The following is a 21,387-nucleotide window of genomic DNA, read 5'->3' as shown; positions in this document are numbered from 1 at the left end:
CAATATATAGAGATATCGGAATATAGAGGAAAAACGATATAGAAGGTATGAGGAGGAGAGAAATGAAAACACTTAGAAAAACTTGGCCGTTTCATGTGATGTTACTACCATCTATGATTTTCTTGCTTATTTTCAGTTATGTACCGATGGCTGGGATTGTGATGGCATTTCAAGATTATAAGCCGTGGTTAGGATTTACAGGTTCCGAATGGGTAGGACTGGCTAACTTCCGTTATTTATTTGAAAGACAAGATAGTATACAAGTAATCTGGAACACATTAGTGATTGCTGTGCTCAAACTGATTTTTAATTTATTTGTTCCTTTTATTTTTGCGATTTTATTGAATGAGATTCGTCGTGTTAAATTGCAACGTACCATTCAAACGTTAGTCTACTTACCGCATTTTCTGTCATGGGTAATTTTGGGCGGGATATTGATTGATCTATTAGCAACTGATGGATTCGCTAACCGTATTTTAAGCACATTTGGTGTGCAACCGATCTTCTTTCTCGGGGATAATGACTGGTTCCGGTTCACAGTCATTGCATCTGATGTATGGAAGGAATTTGGATACAATACAATCATTTTCTTAGCAACACTGGCAGGTATCAATCCTTCTCTTTATGAAGCAGCAGAGATGGATGGAGCAACTCGACTCAAACAAACCTTGTACGTTACGATTCCTTCAATGATTCCAATGGTAGCTGTAGTAGGTACACTAGCACTTGGTAATGTATTGAACGCTGGATTCGATCAGATATTTAACTTATACAACCCGCTTGTCTATGCTAAAGGCGATATTATTGACACCTTTGTCTATCGTACAGCGATCTTGAATGGTGAAATGGGCTTTGGTACAGCTATTGGATTGTTCAAATCTGTGATCAGTATGGTTCTTATTCTCTTGTCTTACCGTTTGGCGTACAAATGGGCGAACTACCGTATATTCTAAAGGTTATGTATTAACCTCAGTACAACATCAACGGATCATTTAAAAAGCGAAACATAAAGGAAAGAGGGAGAATATGTATTTCAAAACCAGAGGATATCGTGTTTTCAATGTATTTAACACGATTTTGCTTATCCTGTTATCGATTATGTGTATTATACCTTTAGTGCATGTACTAGCGATTTCACTCAGTTCCAAAGCAGCAGCAGATGCTAATCTAGTCGCTTTGTGGCCAATCCAATTTTCATTAGAAGCCTATAAAAAGACGATGTTTAATCCAGTATTTTTACATTCCATCTGGATATCTGTCTTACGTACCGTGATTGGTACAGCAATTACATTATGTCTAACCTTCCTAGCCGCTTACCCGTTGTCTAAAGACAACTCGGTATTTAAAGGACGTAATATTTACTCATGGATCTTCGTATTCAGTATGGTATTTACCGGCGGATTAGTACCATTCTATATCGTTATTCAGAAATTAGGCTTGATTGATTCATTCTGGGTACTGGTATTACCTGGTGCAGTGAACACCTTCCTGGTTATCCTTATGCTTAACTTTTTCCGTGGTATTCCCAAAGAACTGGAAGAAGCATCATTTATTGATGGCGCAGGACCATTCCGTACCTTGTTTACCATTTACTTACCGATCTCATTACCATCGATCGCAACCATTACACTATTCAGCATGGTGTTCCATTGGAACTCTTGGTTTGATGGATTGCTTTATCTAAATAATGCCAGTCAATTCCCACTAGCGACATTTTTACAAACCGTTATTATTCAACAAGATATGAGTTCTATGAGTTCCAGTCCGAAAGAAATGGAATTGATCTCACAAACAACTGTCAAAGCCGCCCAAATCTTCATCGGCGCAGCACCTATCTTAATCGTCTATCCTTTCCTACAAAAATTCTTTGTTAAAGGGATGACTCTAGGTTCTGTAAAAGAATAGTAACCATTCATTATTACTGCTAAATGAGGGTATAGTAATGCCAATTAAGATTCTACATCTTGCATAACGATGCTTTACATTATGATATAAATAAAAAAGTATAAGAGCATAAAGGTATAAAAAAGTAACATCAATCTTAAAATCCCTCCCCTGCTACCCCAATTCAATAGGCACACTTTATCTTGTAAAAAGTTGCCACCCCAGCAGAGCGGAGGGAACGAAATCAATTCTAAAGGAAGCCTTTAAGGTTGGATATCGACTGCTTAGCAGTCCAATCAAGATATCCGACCTTACCAGCGCCCGACAGAATGATTTCGTTCCCGCAGCGGTCTAACTAAATGCAAATATGTAACAATAAAGGAGCCCATCATGACCACTATTGAATCCACTTGGAACCAAATGCTTCACGGAGCCGATTATAACCCTGAACAATGGCAACATCGTCCAGATATTTTAGAAGAAGATATTCGTTTGATGAAATTAGCCAAATGTAACGTAATGTCTGTAGGTATTTTCTCTTGGGTCGCATTAGAACCCGAAGAAGGTGTATATAACTTTGAATGGCTAGATCGCATACTGGATAATTTTGCAGCGAATGGAATTTCAGCATTGTTAGCTACACCGAGTGGAGCACGTCCAGCTTGGATGTCTGCAAAATATCCTGAAGTATTGCGTGTCGAAGCGAATCGTGTACGCAATTTACATGGATTCCGTCATAATCATTGTTTTACTTCACCGGTTTATCGTGAAAAAGTCGATATCATGAATACCAAATTAGCAGAACGCTATGGAGAGCATCCTGCTGTAATTGGTTGGCATATTTCAAATGAATACGGTGGCGAATGTCATTGTGATTATTGTCAGGATGCCTTCCGTACTTGGGTGCAAAACAAATACACAACACTTGATACTCTAAATGAAGCATGGTGGACGAACTTCTGGAGTCATACGTATACCGATTGGTCTCAAGTAGAATCACCTGCTCCACATGGTGAGACTCAAGTGCATGGTATGAACTTAGACTGGCGTCGTTTTGTTACCGATCAGACAGTAGATTTTTGCCGTCATGAAATCGAACCTTTGCGCAAAATCAATCGTTTACTGCCTGTAACGACTAACTTTATGTTTACAGGGAATTTCGATGGATTGAACTACTGGAAATTCGCTGATCTGTTGGATGTATTGTCTTGGGATAGTTACCCAACATGGCATGATCAAGCAGGAGATGAAGTACAGGGAGCAAGTATTGCATTTATGCATGATATTGTTCGTTCGATCAAACAAAAACCTTTCTTATTGATGGAAAGTACACCAAGCTTAACAAACTGGCAAGAAGTCAGTAAAAATAAACGTCCTAATATGCATATGTTATCTTCACTACAAGCTGTTGCACACGGGTCAGATTCTGTGCAGTATTTCCAATGGCGCAAAAGTCGTGGTTCAAGCGAAAAATTCCACGGTGCTGTAGTCGATCATGTAGGACATGAACATACACGTGTATTTAAAGATGTACAAGATGTGGGGCAAGCGTTATCCAGTATGCAAGATATCGTCGGCAGCCATGTGAATGCAGAAGTCGCAGTAATCTACGATTGGGAAAATCGCTGGGCAATCAAAGACAGTCAAGGTCCTCGTAATATCGGTATGAAGTATGATGAGACTGTACTTAATTGTTACCGTCCTTTCTGGGAACGTGGTATTCCTGTCGATGTGATCGATATGGATCAAGATTTGTCCAAGTACAAAATCGTTGTAGCCCCTATGTTATATCTGGTACGTGAAGGGGTAGGCGAACGAATGGAGCAATTTGTAGAAGCAGGCGGAACACTCGTAAGTACGTACTGGTCAGGTATTGTAAATGAGACCGATTTATGTTTCCTTGGCGGATTCCCGGGCCCTTTACGCAACGTACTAGGGATCTGGTCAGAAGAAATCGATGGATTGCATGATCATGAGCGCAATCATTTAAAAATGTCTGACAACAATGGATTACAAATGCAAGGAACATATGATGTGAAAGAACTTTGTGATCTTATCCATTTGGAAAATGCACAAGCATTGGCTGTATACGGTAATGACTTCTATGCAGATCGTCCAGCACTAACAGTCAATACATTTGGAGCAGGTGAAGCTTACTATATTGCAGCTCGTACAGACTATGATTTCTTAGATGCATTTATCGGAAAATTAACAGATCGTCAAGAAATCAAGCGTACATTAGCAGGAGATTTACCTAAAGGTGTCACTGCCCATTCACGTATGAATGAAAAAGATGAATTTCTGTTTATTCAGAATTACACTTCTGCTGCACAATCTATTTCATTGGATCAACAGACCTATTATGATCTATTAGAAGATCAAGAACATGTTGAATTACCTAAAGAAATAGAGATTCCAGCATATGGAATTCGTGTACTGAAAAGAAGCCTATAATAGATCAAAGTAGGGAAGGAATGGATCACTCATTCCTTCCTTATTTTTATATGTATTTTAATTTTTATCTTTAATTTGATATATAATTGTCGTAAAAATGCTTTGAAAATAAAATATATGTCGAAACAATTAAAATAACATTGAATATTGTTGAGCTTTCATATATATTGAAATCTGAAAGAAACACATATCGCTATAAAGAGAAAGTTAAACCGTTTACATTTATTGTTTATTATTCAAATTATCAAGAGGGGGAGAGACATGCCGACCATACATGATGTCGCCAAACATGCTGGCGTCACTCCAACAACAGTATCCCGTGTACTCAATAACAGGGGTTATATCAGTGATAAGACTCGTAAAAAAGTGTACTCTTCGATGGAACACTTAAATTACCAGCCTAACGAAATTGCACGTTCTCTCAAAAACAAGCAGTCCAATATTATTGGATTAATTGTGCCGGATGTATCCCATCCTTTTTTCGCAGCATTTGCCAGTCAGATTGAATATTATGCTTATGAAAATGGAATGAAGGTATTGTTATGTAACTCTCATCTAGATCCGGTTAAAGAAAAAGAATATATTGATATGATGCGAGGTAATCGAGTAGATGGCATTATTATGAGTAGCCATACACTGGAGACAGAACAATATCAGAATGTGCAAAGCCCTATTGTTACGTTTGACCGGCAAATAGGAGATATTCCTTACATTTCGTCTGATAATTATATGGGAGGCAAGCTGGCAACCGAATTGCTTATTAAGCAAGGATGCCGAAAGATTGCTCATATTTGTGGAAACTTACAATTGAATTTACTTGCAAATGAGCGAAGTAAAGCTTTTTTGGATGTAGTCAATGTACATAATGTTGAACATATTGTTATCGAAACAGATACGAATGTCTTTCATAACCAAGAATATCAAAAAATGATTCGTCAATTGTTAGCCGATCATCCCGATCTGGATGGCGTTTTTGCAACCAGTGATATTATTGCAGCTTATGTGATCAAAGAATGTATAGAGCTAGGCATCAAGGTACCTGAACAAATTAAAGTTATCGGCTATGATGATGTCAGTATTGCACCGTGGATCACACCTTCTTTAACAACGATTCGCCAACCTATAGAAGACATAGGGAAGTTAGCGATTAAGTTATTAAGTCAACAAATAAACAAAGAAGAATATGTGATCAAAAATCAATTAGATGTTGAGCTTATTGAAAGAGCTTCCACCCTGTAGTGTGGAGGTTTTTTATAAAATGTATGTTAACCGATTGATAGGATGCTCCGGGCAATCTATACTCTTATTATGACACCCTGTCACTTATAGATATCTACTCGAACCATATTTACTTTTCTTATTAAATAGAAGAAGGGAAGATAAAAAATGAGTTATAGTATCGAACGTGCCAATCGTTTTGTTGCTGAGTCCAAACATTTGCTAGTCGATCAATATCGTTTGCATTATCATTTTATGGGCGAATTTGGATGGATCAATGATCCTAACGGTTTTGTTCAATATAAAGGGGAATATCATTTATTTTATCAATATCATCCGTATCAACCAGTATGGGGACCCATGCATTGGGGACATGCAGTCAGTAAAGATTTGATCGAGTGGAGACATCTACCTGTCGCTCTGGCACCGGATCAAGAATATGATCGTGATGGATGTTTTTCAGGAAGTGCGATAGAGCATAAGGACAGTCTATATCTACTATATACAGGGCATATTATGACAGGACCTGATATTACCAAAGACTATTATCAAGTTCAGAATCTAGCGATATCACAAGATGGTATTCTGTTTACAAAAGATGCTCATAATCCAGTCATTAATACCGATCAAATTCCTGCACATACCAGTCAAAAAGATTTCCGTGATCCTAAAGTGTTTGAACGGAATGGACAATTTTATATGGTGCTTGGCTCCAATGATGATCAAGGTAAAGGATTGATTTTACTTTATCGCTCGGTGGATCTTCATACATGGGAATATATGAATGTGATGGCACAAAGCGACGGTACATTGGGCGACAACTGGGAATGCCCGGATGTGTTCGATTTGGATGGTATAGATGTATTAATGATGTCTCCACAACGAATGTCGCCGCAAGGAAATAATTATCATAATTTACATTCCACTGTATATATGTTAGGTAAGCTTGATACTGATACAGGCATTTTTGATTATAAACAGTATATTCCGATTGACTATGGCTTTGATTTCTATGCTTGTCAGACTACACTCGATCAGCAAGGTAGACGTATCATGATCGGTTGGATGGACAGCTGGGAAGCATTAATGCCTACCCAAAATGGACATCACTGGGCAGGAGCGATGACGTTACCACGCGAAGTTATCCGTGACGGTGAACGCTTATTGTTCCGTCCTGTTGCTGAATTGGAGCAATCTCGCTTAGAAGGATTACATGCAGAATCATTTGAAGTACAAGGACAACAAGTGTTGGATTACAGAGGCGAAAGTTACGAGATTGAACTGAATATCGACGTCAGCAAATCCGAAGAATTTGCTATACATTTACGTACAGGTGAAGCAGAAACAACAGTACTCAGCTACTCACCTTTGGAACAATTATTCCGCTTTAATCGTGACCAATCGGGTATCGGACCAGGCGGTGAGCGGATCGCTTCGCTAACTACACCCGAAGGTCAACTACACCTACGCATTTTTGTAGACTTATCTTCAGTGGAAGTGTTTTTACAAGATGGCGAAAAAGTAATGACCGGACGCATCTATCCACAACCAGAATCACAAGGTATTGCGTTATATTCCAACGGTATCACTCAAGTACAATCTTTACACATCTGGAACCTAGCCAAACCCGAACAGATATAACCTATTTTATCTAAAAAAGAGCTATTGTGCTGTTAACAACACAGCCCCAATAGCTCTTTTCTTTGTACATATTCCGCCTGCTCATTAAATAGTTCCTATCAATAGCGACGACAAGGACAATACTGCCCCTGAAGTGCTCTCCCTTTTCAGCACGAAACCGACCCCAGCTTTTAGTTCAAAAACGCATCTAAAGCAATCGTCACTTTCCCTTTAGCATCAAAAGCCCCTTTAGTATATTCGTACCACGTACCGTAAGACTGAGGTTCCCAATAGAACACACCTAATCCTTTACCACCAGATACAGAACGTGTTTTGTTCAAAATGTCGGTCAAAAAAGCTTTAGACGTTGCCGGATCACTAGCATCCATACCGACTTCACAGACCATGACTTCTTTGCCATAACGAGCAACCATATCATTCATATTGGTTAACGTTTGTTGATTCAAAGTTTGCCAATTATTTTTCTCTGGATAAAGCGACATTCCGATGACATCGTATTTAGCACCATTCGCTTTGAGTCCATCAAACATCCAGCGATACAATGAATTATCATAGCCGTTAGATAAATGAACAATCACTTTTGTACTGCTATTGACTGCTTTTGTCGCATCATACCCGGAATTGATTAACCAGGCGAAATTTTTCATATTAGCAGAAGCACGTCCTTCTTCCCAGAGCATACCGTTGTTCGTTTCATTACCAACTTGTACCCATTCTGGCGTAACTCCTTGCGCTTTGAGAGCAGTCAGCACATCATACGTATGATCATAGACAGCTTTCATTAATCCGTTAAAATCTTTGCTAGCCCAATCTTTAGGCTTGGTCTGATGAGCAGGATCAGCCCAGACATCGCTATAATGGAAATCAATCATAATACGGAAACCCATTTTTTTAGCACGAACTGCTTGTTTGATCACATCTGCTTTATTAGAGAAATTTTTAGCAGGATTAACCCATACACGTAGACGAATCGAGTTCATTCCATGATCTTTAAGAATTTGTAGAGCATCTTGCTTAACGCCAGCATCATTATAAAAAGCCCAGTTATACGATTCCATTTCAGATAACCAACCAACATCAGCACCTTTGGCAAATGTAGCCGCATCTGCTGTAGAAGTCAGTGGAGCGACACTATAGCTTAATCCTGTTAGAATAGAAAGACTCAATACAACCCCGGATATACGTTTCATGATTTTACCAGACCACTTGAACATAAATAACCTCCTCAGTTCTTTTTGATTGTATGCGTTTACATTAAACGTTTTAAAAAGATTCCTTTTGCGAAGGAACAAGATTTATTGTAGCTTGCAGGTCAAAGGAAAGGTACCTATAAAAACTCAATATTTTAGCACTTTTGACAATAAAGATTCGTTAAATGAATATTTCTATAGTTAGGTGAACATCAAACACCATATCTATATAAAGATAGCTTTTACACAATATGTTAAAAAATATATATTGATTATTTACAAACGGTAGACATACACTTTATGATAGTACTGTTACTACATAGTAAACATTACGTATAAAATGCCTTTATTTGCTAACAAAGTTGTTCTTTTTATAAACGATTTTTCTTTTTAAAAGGAGTTGTATACCCAATTGGCGAAATAAATAACAAGAATGTTATAAAAATGTGTCGATCGTTTAAAGGTTATGTCTGAACTTACCGATAAATAATGTATTCAGTATTTCCTTTACCCACACAATAGAACTCATCGGATAGGCACTTGTATCACAATAATGACTGGGACATCGCATCATACATAATGTGAACCAGGGAATGGTAGGGATGATATGAAAAGAATAAGTTTATGGATGCTAACTCTGATCATGATTTTGATGGTAGTCTTGCCTTCGACAGGACATGCTGCCATTACAGCGAGCACTCATATTAATTTGGATGGGCAAGAGTTAGCTCTACCTGCAAGCGGACAAGTAGAGACAGTAGATGGAACAGTGATGGTACCGCTACGTGTTATCGTAGAACAATTAGGTTACAAAGTGAGCTGGTCGAATAAGGCACAGACAGCAACGATTAAAAAAGATAAAACAACATTACAACTTGTAGCAGGTAGTCATGTGGCTACGGTCGACAATAAATTGATTGATCTACCTGAAGCGCCTTTATTGCAAAATGGAACAACGCTTGTTCCGCTTCGGTTTATCAGTGAAAATACAGGAACAACAGTCAAATGGGACAATACGGTTAAAACGGTTTTTCTAACTACACCTAAAAAAATAGAACCTTCTGTACCTGATAAGACTCCAGATACGACAACACCAGCAGATACAACCAATGCTTCTGCTTTGCAAGCGATTAGCTTTAGTGATAGTCGCTTAACAGTGACGTTAAATGGAACAGCATCACCTAAATACAGCGCACTGACGAATCCAAATCGTATCGTGCTTGATTTACCGAAAACTGCTTTTTCAGATTCATTTTTAAATGGAAAAGTAATGAATCTAGGTAATGTAGGAAAAGTCGATGTAGCAGGTGATCCAGATGTAGCAGGTATCCGTTATTCATTATTTAGTAATGCACCATCTACAGTGCGTGTCGTGATGGATCTGAATAACGCACAGAAATACAAAGTGATCAATAACAATAAAGGTGTAGTCATTGTCGAATTAGATGGTGCAATTAAACCAGCATCTACAATCAACAATGGAACAGGAACGACCACCAATAACGGAAACACACAGGTATCAGGTAATCCGAATACGTCTACCGATCCTGTAGTCACTAATCCAGACGGTTCAACATCTCCTGCTTCTGATCCTAATAACGATCCGAATACGACTCCAACCGATACACCTTCGACGGCTGTCCCTGTCACACCGGGTTCTGGACCAGGGAAAGATGGCAAGAAATTAGTCGTTATTGATGCAGGTCATGGTGGTAAAGATTCAGGTGCAATCAGTCTGACAGGACGATATGAGAAAAACTTTACATTGCCAGTCGTACTCAAAATTCAAGCTTTATTAGAACAAGAGCCGAATATCGATTTTGTGTTAACACGTAGCGATGATAGTTATCCTACTTTGCCAGATCGTGTGAAGATTGCCAATGATCTGAATGCCGATGTATTTGTATCGATTCATGGAAATAGTACAGATTCTGCTGTTTCTCCAAGTGGTACAGAAATGTATTACAGCCGTACAAGTAGCTTGAGTCTTGCACAAATCGTGCATAAACATGTGGTAGCAGCTCTAGGATTATCGGATCGTGGTATTCATCAGAAGAGTCTTCATGTGACACGCGAGACGAAAATGCCTGCTATATTGATCGAAGCTGGATATTTAAGTAGTCCGAAAGATGAAGCTTTAATGTATACCGATGCCTTTCAAGAACAATTAGCAGAAGCTGTTGTGGCAGGTATTAAAGAATATTTAGGGGTAGAATAACATTATTTTGGAAATGTATTCGACCACTAATGTTTCATTATTAAGATGGAGTGGTAATTAACCACGGTAAACTAATGACGAACTTGTCATTTTTGTGGTTAATACATAGACTCTACACATCAGGAGACATCAGACCAATCGCAACAGAATTTTCAAGGAGGGCATCTATGAAACGAAATCTTATTACTCTGGTGACAGCGGCTGTGTTGCTCACTTCTACGCCTCAAATGATGGAAGCAGCAGCAACGCCTGTACCGGTAGGCAAAGTGAATCTGCCAGTTAACTTCCGTTCAGGTCCGTCAGCAGATAGTACAGTGTATGGTACACTCCAACCTGGAACGAATATTAAAATACTTCGAGAAGTAAATAGTTATTGGTTACGAGTCAAAGTAGGCGTAAAAACAGGCTATGTATCGGCAAGTTATATCAACTATACACCTAAGCCAGCAGACGCTGAGACGATAAGTACACCAACAACGTCTACCAATACAGTATCCAGTCAAGAACAATCGTCTTCTAAGCTTCAGACACCAAAAGATACACCAACGATCACGCAAGCCAGTGCGCCTGCGCCAGTATCGCCAAGTACACCACCCGTGACAACAGTACCTCGTACCAATGATCCAGGTACAGGCATTATCGAACGGGGTGTTAATTTTAGAGCAGAGCCCAAAACAGGTAGTGCTGTATTACGAGTGATGCCTGTCGGTGAAACGTTCAAAGCTTTGGAACAACCTAGTGCTTCTTGGATCAAAATCAAAGATAATACAGGCACCATCGGTTATGTATCAACAGATTACGTATCGTATACATTACCAGCTTCAGCCACACCTGTGCTTACAAGCTTACCTGTAGATGCAATTCCAGAAGTGGATGATGTTCCATTCCAGCCACCTGTAACGGTTACACCACCACCTACACTAGCAACAGGGTCACCTTTGGATGAAGCGACCGCTGATCTTATTCTGGGTAGTGCATTAGCTTTACAAGGAATTACGCATTATGGTTATGGCAAAAATGAAGCACCTACATTGTTTGATTGCTCTTCATTTACACGGTATGTATTCGCACAAGCAGGTATTGATCTGGCTTGGGGAACACAATATCAGAAAAATGTAGGCATTGAAGTTGAACGTGGACAATGGCAAAAAGGAGATTTACTTTTCTTCTCAGGTGGAGATCCAAATGTGATTTCTCATGTAGGCATATATGCTGGCGATAACAAGCTAGTTCATAATAGTGTGAGTTTGGACGGTATCGCTATTTCTAATCTAGATCTTGATTATTGGGTGAAGCACTATGTAACGGCTCGCCGTGTTTTGCAATAGTTCAAAAGAATGTAGATTAGTTCATAGATCAAGATAGTAAAAACTTGTTTTCTTTACCTTACTTAAGGCAGAGAGAACAAGTTTTTACTATTTTCGACAAAATATATTGTAAGCGTTACCAAAAGAGTGTATACTACCTGTAATATAAAGGATTGTTACTGCTCTAGCAGGCAAAACCTAATTTGACGATAGAAGAACACATTACTGTGTATCCTCTGTGGTTAGATTAGGTTTTTTTGCGTTCATCTTGATCTACATAGTTATAGAAATAGTGCTTTTCTTTGTATACATCTATAAAATCAAACGATTTGCTAATCAAGGAGGTATTCAAATGATGAAGAAAAAAGTTCAATGGTTGTGGTTGCTTGTATTCATGTGTATATTATCTAACAACGGTATCGCAGAAGCAGCCGTTCAATCTAACCAAACAAAGAGTGATACGATGAACTACAAATATGAAGAAAATGTAAAGCAACCCACAAGTGTAGGTATATTTAAAGGGTTACAAGCAGGTAACAATAATACATTAGTATGGTCAGGTATTCCCTATGCTCAAGCTCCTGTAGGAGACTTACGCTGGAAAGCACCTCAACTGATCTCATCCTCTCCAACACAGCATTATAATGCTCTCCAAGCAGGCAATATCTGTACTCAATTAGCAGAGGGTAAAGTCGTCGGTGATGAAGATTGTCTATATCTTAATATTTATCGACCACATACGTCTGCAACCGACCTGCCTGTGCTTGTCTTTTTGCATGGTGGTGGAAATGTAACAGGAAGTTCGGCTGCTCTGGAAGCGCAGTCTTTAGCTACTAGCACGGACTCGGTTGTTGTGACTGTGAATTATCGCTTAGGCTTATTAGGATGGATTCATAACAAAGCAATACAAAGTGGCGATCCAGCAGAAGATTCAGGCAATTTTGCTTTATTAGACCAGATTGCAGCCTTGAAATGGGTACAACAGCAGATTGGTAGCTTTGGTGGTGATTCCAATAATGTAACATTAGGCGGTCAGTCTGCCGGAGCGCGCGATGTATTAGCCTTAGTCATTTCACCACTAGCCAAAGGATTATTTACCAAAGCGATGCCTTTAAGTGGAGGAATGACCACAGCTACACCAGCGGAAGGGCAAGCTTATTCCAATACTCAATTAGCCAAAGTATTAGTTCAAGCAGGTAAAGCTGCTACTGAAAGTGAAGCACTCACGTATCTTAAAAAAACAGATGCTACTACATTACAACAAACGCTACGTTCACTGGATAGTAAACAACTGGTTCAAGCTGTAGGTAGCGTTATGATTCGAATGTCTGAATTTCCGCATTTATTTGCAGATGGATATGTTCTACCGAAAAATGGATTCGATGTTGTACAAAGTGGTAAATACAATCGTGTACCGATGTTAATTGGTAGTATGAAAAATGAGTTTAATGTGTTTGCTGCTTATGATCCTCAGTTTAGCGACCATTTTACCAAAAATACATGGGACAAAGCAGAGCAGAAGCAGTTCTGGCAAGCGACCGAATATGGAAGTCAATTATATTCCGCGTTTAATGCCGATCAAGTAGCGAATACATTTACCAAAGATAGTAAAGCATTACCGATCTATGTGTATCGTTTTGCATGGGGAACCGATGTAGATGGATTACAAGCACCTGCCAAATACCTAGCAGCTACTCATGGCGTAGATATGGACTTCTTAAGTGGTAACTTTGCGCAAAGTAATTATGGATTATTATTTAAAGATCAATTTTACAAAGAAGATAATCAAGCAGGAAGAGTACAATTGATGCATCGTTACCGTCAATACATTCGTCATTTCTTGCATGATCAACCTATTCATAGCGGGGCATTACCTGCGTGGCAATCATGGCAACAATCAGGACAACTATTGCAATTTGATGCGAATAATAAGCAAGCCAATATCAAAATGATTGAGCCAGCACCAACATCAGCTACAATGAAAAAATCGATTCAATCTTCATTATCGGAATCTGCTCAGTCTGTAGTATGGGACAACGTATTAAAAGGTAGATTTTTTATGGAGTCACAATATTAGAACAAATGATATAAACTAGAATGAAAAGTACTGAATCAGCAGAGGTTACTCGCTAATCAGTACTTTTTTTATTATAATAAAAAGTTTGAATATCCTTCTACTTGTTTAAATTTAGCTATAATTATATGATAGATATAACTAATGGATGAACTTGACATAAATCTTTGGGAGGCACCATGAATATAAATCCTAAAACAGCAGCAGTCGACTGGGAATATGTAGTACAGAATCTAAAATCTTCTGTAACGATTGCAGATGCACGAAGAAGAGACTTTCCGCTTGTTTTTGTAAATAGTCATTTCACAGAATTGACAGGTTATACTAAAAACGAAGCGATCGGATATAACTGTCGTTTTCTACAAGGGGTAGATACCGATCCAGCAGCAGTTAAAAAGATTCGTGAAGCATTGAATAAACAAGAATCTGCTGTCATCGAGATTTTGAATTATACAAAGAATGGAACTCCTTTTTGGAATGAAATTAATTTAGATCCTATTTTTGATCGAAATGGTGAATGCCATTATTTTGTAGGGATTCAATTTGATATTACAGATCGCAAAACAGCGGAGCAACAAGCTAAACGTGCAGCCGAATTAGCAGAAGCCGCTAATCGTGCGAAAAGCCGTTTTATCGCTAATATGAGTCATGAGTTCCGCACACCATTGAACGGTATTATCGGGATGACTGAATTGATCTTATTAAGCGAGATTGATCAAGAACAACGCGATAATATGAAGATTGTTCAAAATAGTGCAGAGACATTATTAACATTAATTAATGATGTACTGGATTTCTCTAAGATCGAAGCAGAAAAAATGAATCTTGAAAATATCGAATATAATATTCATGAGTTGATGGATATTACGATCAAAGCGCACCGTCCGTTAGCGTTAGAGAAAAAGATCGATTTGCTTCTTCATATCGGTAAACGTGTACCTCAAATCGTGCTAGGAGATCCGCACCGACTGAAGCAAGTGCTGAATAACTTGATTGGTAACGCTATCAAATTTACAGCAGAAGGTTCGGTAAAGATTTCACTTGAAGGACAAGAACTATCTGAAGATAAGTTGATGCTTCATTTTAAAGTTAAAGATACAGGTATCGGCATTGCAGAAAAAGACATGCCTAAATTATTTAAAAGTTTCAGTCAAGTAGATGATTCACAGACTCGCAAATTTGGTGGGACAGGTCTAGGACTTGTTATTAGTCAGCAAATTGTTGAGTTAATGGGTGGACAGATCACGGTGGATAGTGATCCGGGAATCGGCACAATTTTCCAATTTACGATTCCAATGGGTTATGCTCATACGTCTACGAGTGAAGGGATGAACAAAGAATACACGCCTTTAGTACAAGATATCGAACCACCAGAAGATATGGTTACTGAATCCAATCCTAATAGCTTAAAAATACTATTAGCTGATGATGACCGGATTAGCCGTCTTATTACGATGCGTATGTTAGAAAAGCTGGGGCATCGCGCAGAATTTGCAGAAAATGGTCTAGAAGCTGTTCGTACATTAGAAAAAGATTCGACTTATGATCTGGTGCTGATGGATATTCAAATGCCTGTAATGGATGGGCTTCAAGCTACAGATGAGATTCGCCATTCGAGTACGATTCAGAATCGAATGATTCCTATCGTTGCCTTAACAGCTCATGTATTCAAAGACGATCAGGAACAGATCTCAGCTTCAGGCATGAACGGTGCTCTATCTAAGCCTTTACCTATTCAAAAGCTAGCTGAAATGATTGACTCGGTAAAACAAGAACTACAAAAATAAGATCAAAAAAACCGCCTCTTGATTAAAAGGGGCGGTTTTTTTTGATCTTATCTATTTGGATATTACGAATTGAGTCTACTTCAGATGCTGTACTTCAGCTATTAAGCATTTCTATTAATCTTCAATAGTCGACAAATCACCCGTAGGTAATTCTAACTCCCAAGCTTTCAAGACACGACGCATAATTTTACCACTGCGTGTTTTGGGAAGTTTGTCTTTGAATTCAATCTCACGTGGAGCCGCATGAGCAGATAATCCTTCTTTGACAAAACGAGTGATCTCTTGCTTCAATTCTTCGGTAGCTGTATAACCTTCTCGAAGCGAAATAAAGGCTTTGATAACCTCACCACGCACAGGATCAGGCTTACCAATAACTCCTGCTTCAGCAACTGCCGGATGTTCTACCAGTTTACTTTCGACTTCAAATGGACCTACACGCTCACCAGAGGTATTAATAACATCATCGATCCGTCCTTGAAACCAGAAGTATCCGTCTTCATCCATATAAGCAGAATCTCCTGAGATATACCATCCCGGAATACGTGTATATTCTTCAAATTTGGCAGGATTATTCCAGATTTTGTACATCATTGAAGGCCATGGTGTCTTAATCGCCAAGTTTCCCATTCGTAGAGGAGGAAGGATATTACCAGCATCATCAATAATAGCTGCTTCTACGCCCGGAATCGGACGACCCATCGAACCAGGGCGGATATCCATACGTGGGTAGTTACAGATAAGCTGTGCACCTGTCTCTGTCATCCACCATGTATCATGAATCCGTTGTCCATAGACACGATAACCCCAGCGAATAACTTCAGGGTTCAGCGGTTCACCTACGCTTAATACATGACGAAGTGAAGAGAGATCATACTGCTGAACAACTTCATCTCCAGCTCCCATTAACATCCGGAAAGCAGTAGGCGCACTATACCAGACGGTCACTTGATAGCGTCCAATCGTCTCATACCAATCTTGCGGGCTGAATCGTCCTCCACGCACGATGTTAGTCACTCCATTTAACCACGGTGCAAAAATACCGTAAGACGTTCCTGTGACCCAACCCGGGTCAGCAGTACACCAATACACATCATCCGCTTGAAGATCGAGTACAATCCGTCCAGTGTATTCTTGTTGAATCATCGCACGATGGACATGATACACGCCTTTAGGCTTGCCTGTAGAGCCTGAAGTATAATGAAGGATTAGACCATCATCAAGATCTACCCATTCGACCTCTGCTTCAGTAGAAGCTTTGCTCATTTCTTGGGCAAAATCAATATAAGGAGCAGTAATTTCTTCTGCTTCCCCTACAAGAATCACATGTTGAAGTTCTGGCAAATCAGCACTTGGAACCCGTTCAACCAATTTGGGGGTTGTAATAATAGCGATAGCACCACTATCTGCCAAGCGATCTCTAACTGCCGTTTCCATAAAAGCTTCAAATAAAGGCCCTGCAACTGCACCGATTTTGATAATACCGAGTAGTGTAAAGTACAGTTCAGGTGTTCTCGGCATAAAAATAAAGACCCGATCACCTTTACCGATCCCTAGTTGGCGAAGCATATTAGCAGCACGATTCGATTCTTGACGTAATTGTTCAAAAGTATATGATTCAGTACGTACTGCATCACTGTAATGAAGAGCGATATGATCACCACGTCCAGAAATAGCATGACGATCTATCGCTTCATAAGCCAAATTCACTTTTCCTGATTCATGCCACGAGAACCTTTTTTCTACATCAGCCCAGTCAAATGTGCGACTGGCTTCTTCATAATCCATCATATTGGCTTGTGTAGCTTCTACAGCAATAGTTTCCACGTTATCTTTTCCCATAATGACCTCCATGATTACTGAGATACGATCTTGTGTGCGATTACCATATATAGCGCTTACAAAAAACAATACTACGATTTCACAAATTGTTCAATTTTATATTTTCTTGTAGTATAGCATAGCGAAATATCCTTTTCTTTACAAATCACTTTTACATCATAATCATGAAAAAAATCATGAATTTACATTTTGACTACAAAATATTACAACTTTGTAGTAATATATAACGAATGAAAATGATTCGTATTGAATAACTTAACTATTTTAGACGAACATAATAATTCAAAACGAATAATTATGCTAGTGATTGAGTTCTTTTAGAGCCAGTATTCGATGTCTACCCTAATAGTCAAGCAAATCAAAAGGAGAGATGTGTACCTAGAAATCTTAAGCATTAACTATACTTTTTAACTTAAAAGGAGGTTTATCACGTAATGAAACAAAGTACCATTTCTCCCAGGCAAACGATTGGCGAGGTAGGCATGATCCGAGCTATCGCTTGTATGAGTGTTGTATTATTACATTCGATCAAATTCACTACAGGTGAAAGCACAGAAGGTGCAATTCAATTTGGACTGTGGACTCTGGCTGGACTGCTTTCGTTTGGGACATCTACATTTGTCTTTATATCCGCATTAGTCTTAGCTTATTCGTATCCCAATCATTTGCCTAAGCAGTTCTATAGTAAACGAATTAAATTTCTATTGATTCCATTTGCTTGTATGGCTGTCTTTTATGCGATTATGTCGGGTATTCTAAATGGATGGTCAATTCCCAAGCTAGTTGTATTTAATTTACTGGGAGCTTATCACGGATGGTTTGTATTGGTTATTTTCCAGTTCTATATTCTACATCAACTGTTTAACAAATATATAGACCGCTTTTCAGCGAAATGGGTACTTATGATATCGCTAGTAGTGAATGTAGGATACTTGGCATTCTTTAATCTGGTAGCACCGCCTAGCAATAATCAGTATATTTCCTATATTTGGGATCGAGGATACTGGATGCCATTTACAGGTTGGGTATTTTACTTTGCACTTGCTTATTATTGCGGTAAAAATTATCAGACTTTTATGCAGTATATTGAAAAATACAAAGTATGGATCTATGCCGCATTACCTGTATCGATTGCGTTGATTCTGTACAATAATGTATATTCTAGTTTTGGATTTGGCTCAAAACGAATGGACATGATCTTATTCACAGTGTTATTGATTTTTGTACTCTTTTTAGCGTTCCGTCATGTAAAAAAAATGCCACCTATCTTATCTGCGATTAGTCAGTATTCATTCGGCATTTACTTGTTACATTGGTTCTATCTACAAATGATGGATCTCGCTGTGGAATCTTTTCATTGGTCACTAGGATATTTGGAGATTCCTTTGTTATTTATCGGAGGGATCGCTTGCTCGTATCTAACGATTAATATATTGAATCGGATGAAAATAGGTAAATACATCGTAGGTCGAGTGAATGTGCCAAAGTCAGCTACAACACTATCCAATCGCAAGTTGGCTACAGAAATTAAATCATAATATACTCAATATGGATATAGAGCAGACCTTCTTAATGACTAAGAAGGTCTTTCTTTGTAGATCGACACATACATTTACTGCAAAAGGCGGTATAATCAAAACTATAAAGAAAGCGTTATCAAAAAAAAATACTATAAAACACAACCTATTCAATACTCTAATACAGAAAGGAATCTCAGTATGGAGCATTTGAAAATCCCACAAACGGAAACACTGGTGTCTCCTCGGTGTACATTGATATTAGAAGGGCCCGTCTCTCCAGAACATATTCGTACCAAGCAGATGCATCCTCAACTTGATGCTTTTCGTCGTCCACCTGAACAGTGGGAAGCATTGATTGAAATTGCGGGATTGGATGAAGGACGTATTATTATGGCGTGTGACGGTGATATGATCGTCGGCTATGTTACTTTTCATTATGCTGATGAATATGAACGATGGTCTGAAGGAAATATGGAAGATTTGATCGAGTTGGGCGCAGTTGAAGTAGCTAATGACTATCGCGGACTAGACATTGCTAAGAAATTGATCCAGCTTTCTTTTCGAGAAGAGCAATTGGATCATATGATTGTATTCACTACAGAATACTATTGGCATTGGGATCTTGAAAGTACAGGGCTTAGTGTCTGGGATTATCGCAAAATGATGGAGCAGTTAATGAAAAATGTAGATATGGTCTGGTTCGCAACAGATGATCCTGAAATATGTTCTCATCCTGCCAATTGTCTTATGGTACGTGTAGGTAAATATGTGCCGCAATCTTCTGTAGAAGCATTTGATCGCTTACGATTCCGTCAGCGATTTATGTACTAATTAGGAGCGATAGAAAGGAGAATCGATAGATGGACAAAGCAGCATATATGTATCATCCTGATAGTCTAAAATATGTTTTTCATCAGAATCATCCATTTGATCAGCGTAGATTAACGTTGACTCGTGATCTGTTGCAACAAGTGGATGCTTTGTCTATAGACCAAATCTTTGTGCCGACTGAACTGCCCGATCATCATTTATTACAACAAGTTCATATTCCTGAATATATCGATGTTGTAAAGAAACTAAGTGTAGAACATCCTGCCACAAAAGCGATGGATCATGCTGCACAATATGGTCTTCATCAAGGCGATACTCCTTACTTTGCAGGTATGCATCAGAGTGCGCTGTCGATTGCTGCTGGCTCGGTAACTGCGGCGCAGATGGTGATGGAGGGTCAGACGACACATGCGCTTCATTTGGGCGGTGGACTGCACCATGCGATGCCACAGAAAGGGGCAGGTTTCTGTATTTATAATGATGCGGCACTTGCTATAGCTCATGTACGAGAAGCTTATGGAGCTAGAGTCCTCTATATTGATACCGATGTGCATCATGGGGATGGAGTGGAGATGTGCTTTTATACCGATCCTGATGTATTCACGTACTCGATTCATGAGACCGGTAAGTATTTATTTCCGGGAACAGGGAGAGTTGAAGAACGAGGTGCAGGTGAAGGATTTGGATTTACAGTCAATCTACCCCTTGAACCGTATACAGAAGATGATTCGTGGTTAGAATGTTTTGAGACAACACTGCATCAAGTGTTAGAACGTGCTCGTCCTGATCTCATTATTAGTCAGCATGGATGTGATGCTCATGCACTTGATCCTTTGTCTCATTTGCATTGTTCGATGCAGATCTATCGGGAGATGCCTCGTATGATCCATGAAGCGGCTCATCAATGGTGCGAAGGACGGTGGGTAGCCCTTGGTGGTGGAGGATATGATATCTGGCGCGTGGTGCCTAGAGCGTGGTCATTGTTATGGCTTGAAATGAGCAACCATCCTCTACTTCAACAGATTGATCAAGCGCCATTACTATCACTACCTGAGGTCTGGCTAGAACGCTGGCAAGCAGAAAGCCCTGTCGATTTACCACGTACATGGTTAGATGATGTCACACGCTGGGAGCCTATTCCAAGGCGAGATGAGATTACTTTATCCAATCGCAAAATCTGTGAAATAGCGGCTACTTATCTAAAATAACAGCAGAATAGAATTGCTAGTATCCAATTGTGTTATAACTGGTATAAAATAGCAATAAGCCAGCTTGTAACAAAATCGTAATCACTTAAAAGTGGCGAAATGCACATTTTCGGGTATATATATTTTGCCGGGAGATTGGCAGACGAAGGATTTTCACATACAACGTGTAAAAGGGTAAGGTAATATGAACAGTAAGCAGGGAGAATTACCCTATGT

General features: G+C 39.1%; 14 protein-coding genes. 12 read left to right on the top strand and 2 right to left on the bottom strand.

Annotated features, from left to right (window positions below; genetic code table 11):
• Nucleotides 1-62 precede the first annotated feature (62 nt).
• The 5 genes from RCP16_RS08955 to RCP16_RS08935 all read left to right on the top strand — a co-directional run bounded on the left by RCP16_RS08955 (nt 63) and on the right by RCP16_RS08935 (nt 7,197).
• A complete protein-coding gene (locus RCP16_RS08955) occupies nt 63-953 on the top strand; it encodes an ABC transporter permease (protein WP_069328430.1) in 891 nt (296 codons plus the stop codon).
• Nucleotides 954-1,026: 73 nt separating this feature from the next.
• Nucleotides 1,027-1,905, top strand: coding sequence for a carbohydrate ABC transporter permease (locus tag RCP16_RS08950; protein WP_069328429.1), 879 nt, complete (start codon nt 1,027-1,029; stop codon nt 1,903-1,905).
• 369 nt (nt 1,906-2,274) lie between these two features.
• Nucleotides 2,275-4,338 carry a beta-galactosidase gene (locus tag RCP16_RS08945; protein WP_308642222.1) on the top strand — a complete coding sequence of 688 codons (2,064 nt, stop codon included), beginning with the start codon at nt 2,275-2,277 and terminating at the stop codon, nt 4,336-4,338.
• 261 nt (nt 4,339-4,599) lie between these two features.
• Nucleotides 4,600-5,577, top strand: coding sequence for a LacI family DNA-binding transcriptional regulator (locus RCP16_RS08940; protein WP_069328427.1), 978 nt, complete (start codon nt 4,600-4,602; stop codon nt 5,575-5,577).
• A 147-nt stretch (nt 5,578-5,724) separates the two neighbouring features.
• Nucleotides 5,725-7,197, top strand: a complete 1,473-nt coding sequence (locus RCP16_RS08935; RefSeq protein ID WP_308642221.1) for a glycoside hydrolase family 32 protein — start codon at nt 5,725-5,727, stop codon at nt 7,195-7,197.
• Nucleotides 7,198-7,367: 170 nt separating this feature from the next.
• Here RCP16_RS08935 and RCP16_RS08930 read toward each other — a convergent pair whose 3' ends face one another.
• Complete coding sequence (locus RCP16_RS08930; protein WP_273593838.1) at nt 7,368-8,411, bottom strand: glycoside hydrolase family 53 protein; 1,044 nt, start codon at nt 8,409-8,411, stop codon at nt 7,368-7,370.
• Between the two features lie 604 nt (nt 8,412-9,015).
• Here RCP16_RS08930 and RCP16_RS08925 point away from each other — a divergent pair.
• The 4 genes from RCP16_RS08925 to RCP16_RS08910 all read left to right on the top strand — a co-directional run bounded on the left by RCP16_RS08925 (nt 9,016) and on the right by RCP16_RS08910 (nt 15,773).
• Complete coding sequence (locus tag RCP16_RS08925) at nt 9,016-10,605, top strand: N-acetylmuramoyl-L-alanine amidase family protein (protein ID WP_308642220.1); 1,590 nt, start codon at nt 9,016-9,018, stop codon at nt 10,603-10,605.
• 167 nt (nt 10,606-10,772) lie between these two features.
• On the top strand, nt 10,773-11,933 hold the full coding sequence (locus RCP16_RS08920) for a C40 family peptidase (protein ID WP_069328424.1): 1,161 nt from the start codon (nt 10,773-10,775) through the stop codon (nt 11,931-11,933).
• Nucleotides 11,934-12,264: 331 nt separating this feature from the next.
• Nucleotides 12,265-13,989: a carboxylesterase family protein gene (locus RCP16_RS08915; protein ID WP_308642219.1), complete on the top strand. Its 1,725-nt coding sequence runs from the start codon at nt 12,265-12,267 to the stop codon at nt 13,987-13,989.
• Between the two features lie 176 nt (nt 13,990-14,165).
• Nucleotides 14,166-15,773, top strand: coding sequence for an ATP-binding protein (locus tag RCP16_RS08910; RefSeq protein WP_308642218.1), 1,608 nt, complete (start codon nt 14,166-14,168; stop codon nt 15,771-15,773).
• A gap of 114 nt (nt 15,774-15,887) precedes the next feature.
• Here the strand turns inward: RCP16_RS08910 and acsA are convergent, their stop codons facing one another.
• Nucleotides 15,888-17,612 (bottom strand): acetate--CoA ligase, encoded by a 1,725-nt coding sequence (gene acsA / locus RCP16_RS08905; protein WP_308642217.1) that lies wholly within the window; start codon nt 17,610-17,612, stop codon nt 15,888-15,890.
• A 434-nt stretch (nt 17,613-18,046) separates the two neighbouring features.
• Here acsA and RCP16_RS08900 point away from each other — a divergent pair, with 434 nt between their 5' ends.
• The 3 genes from RCP16_RS08900 to RCP16_RS08890 all read left to right on the top strand — a co-directional run bounded on the left by RCP16_RS08900 (nt 18,047) and on the right by RCP16_RS08890 (nt 21,171).
• A complete protein-coding gene (locus RCP16_RS08900; RefSeq protein ID WP_308642216.1) occupies nt 18,047-19,150 on the top strand; it encodes an acyltransferase family protein in 1,104 nt (367 codons plus the stop codon).
• A gap of 180 nt (nt 19,151-19,330) precedes the next feature.
• The gene (locus tag RCP16_RS08895) at nt 19,331-19,963 is read left to right on the top strand and encodes a GNAT family N-acetyltransferase (RefSeq protein WP_308642215.1); all 633 of its coding nucleotides are present in this window, start codon (nt 19,331-19,333) and stop codon (nt 19,961-19,963) included.
• A 29-nt stretch (nt 19,964-19,992) separates the two neighbouring features.
• A complete protein-coding gene (locus RCP16_RS08890; RefSeq protein ID WP_308642214.1) occupies nt 19,993-21,171 on the top strand; it encodes an acetoin utilization protein AcuC in 1,179 nt (392 codons plus the stop codon).
• The last annotated feature ends 216 nt before the right edge of the window (nt 21,172-21,387 follow it).

This window comes from Paenibacillus nuruki, from assembly GCF_963311185.1.
GTDB lineage: Bacteria > Bacillota > Bacilli > Paenibacillales > Paenibacillaceae > Saccharibacillus > Saccharibacillus nuruki.
This window is presented reverse-complemented; position numbering and strand designations above follow the sequence as displayed.

Excerpts from the sequence above, each read along its gene's own strand:
- RCP16_RS08930 (WP_273593838.1), bottom strand. The coding sequence starts at position 8,411 with ATGTTCAAGTGGTCTGGTAAAATCATGAAACGTATATCCGGGGTTGTA.
- acsA (WP_308642217.1), bottom strand. The coding sequence starts at position 17,612 with ATGGGAAAAGATAACGTGGAAACTATTGCTGTAGAAGCTACACAAGCC.
- RCP16_RS08900 (WP_308642216.1), top strand. The coding sequence starts at position 18,047 with ATGAAACAAAGTACCATTTCTCCCAGGCAAACGATTGGCGAGGTAGGC.
- RCP16_RS08920 (WP_069328424.1), top strand. The coding sequence starts at position 10,773 with ATGAAACGAAATCTTATTACTCTGGTGACAGCGGCTGTGTTGCTCACT.
- RCP16_RS08915 (WP_308642219.1), top strand. The coding sequence starts at position 12,265 with ATGATGAAGAAAAAAGTTCAATGGTTGTGGTTGCTTGTATTCATGTGT.
- RCP16_RS08940 (WP_069328427.1), top strand. The coding sequence starts at position 4,600 with ATGCCGACCATACATGATGTCGCCAAACATGCTGGCGTCACTCCAACA.
- RCP16_RS08950 (WP_069328429.1), top strand. The coding sequence starts at position 1,027 with ATGTATTTCAAAACCAGAGGATATCGTGTTTTCAATGTATTTAACACG.
- RCP16_RS08910 (WP_308642218.1), top strand. The coding sequence starts at position 14,166 with ATGAATATAAATCCTAAAACAGCAGCAGTCGACTGGGAATATGTAGTA.
- RCP16_RS08895 (WP_308642215.1), top strand. The coding sequence starts at position 19,331 with ATGGAGCATTTGAAAATCCCACAAACGGAAACACTGGTGTCTCCTCGG.
- RCP16_RS08890 (WP_308642214.1), top strand. The coding sequence starts at position 19,993 with ATGGACAAAGCAGCATATATGTATCATCCTGATAGTCTAAAATATGTT.
- RCP16_RS08955 (WP_069328430.1), top strand. The coding sequence starts at position 63 with ATGAAAACACTTAGAAAAACTTGGCCGTTTCATGTGATGTTACTACCA.
- RCP16_RS08945 (WP_308642222.1), top strand. The coding sequence starts at position 2,275 with ATGACCACTATTGAATCCACTTGGAACCAAATGCTTCACGGAGCCGAT.
- RCP16_RS08935 (WP_308642221.1), top strand. The coding sequence starts at position 5,725 with ATGAGTTATAGTATCGAACGTGCCAATCGTTTTGTTGCTGAGTCCAAA.
- RCP16_RS08925 (WP_308642220.1), top strand. The coding sequence starts at position 9,016 with ATGCTAACTCTGATCATGATTTTGATGGTAGTCTTGCCTTCGACAGGA.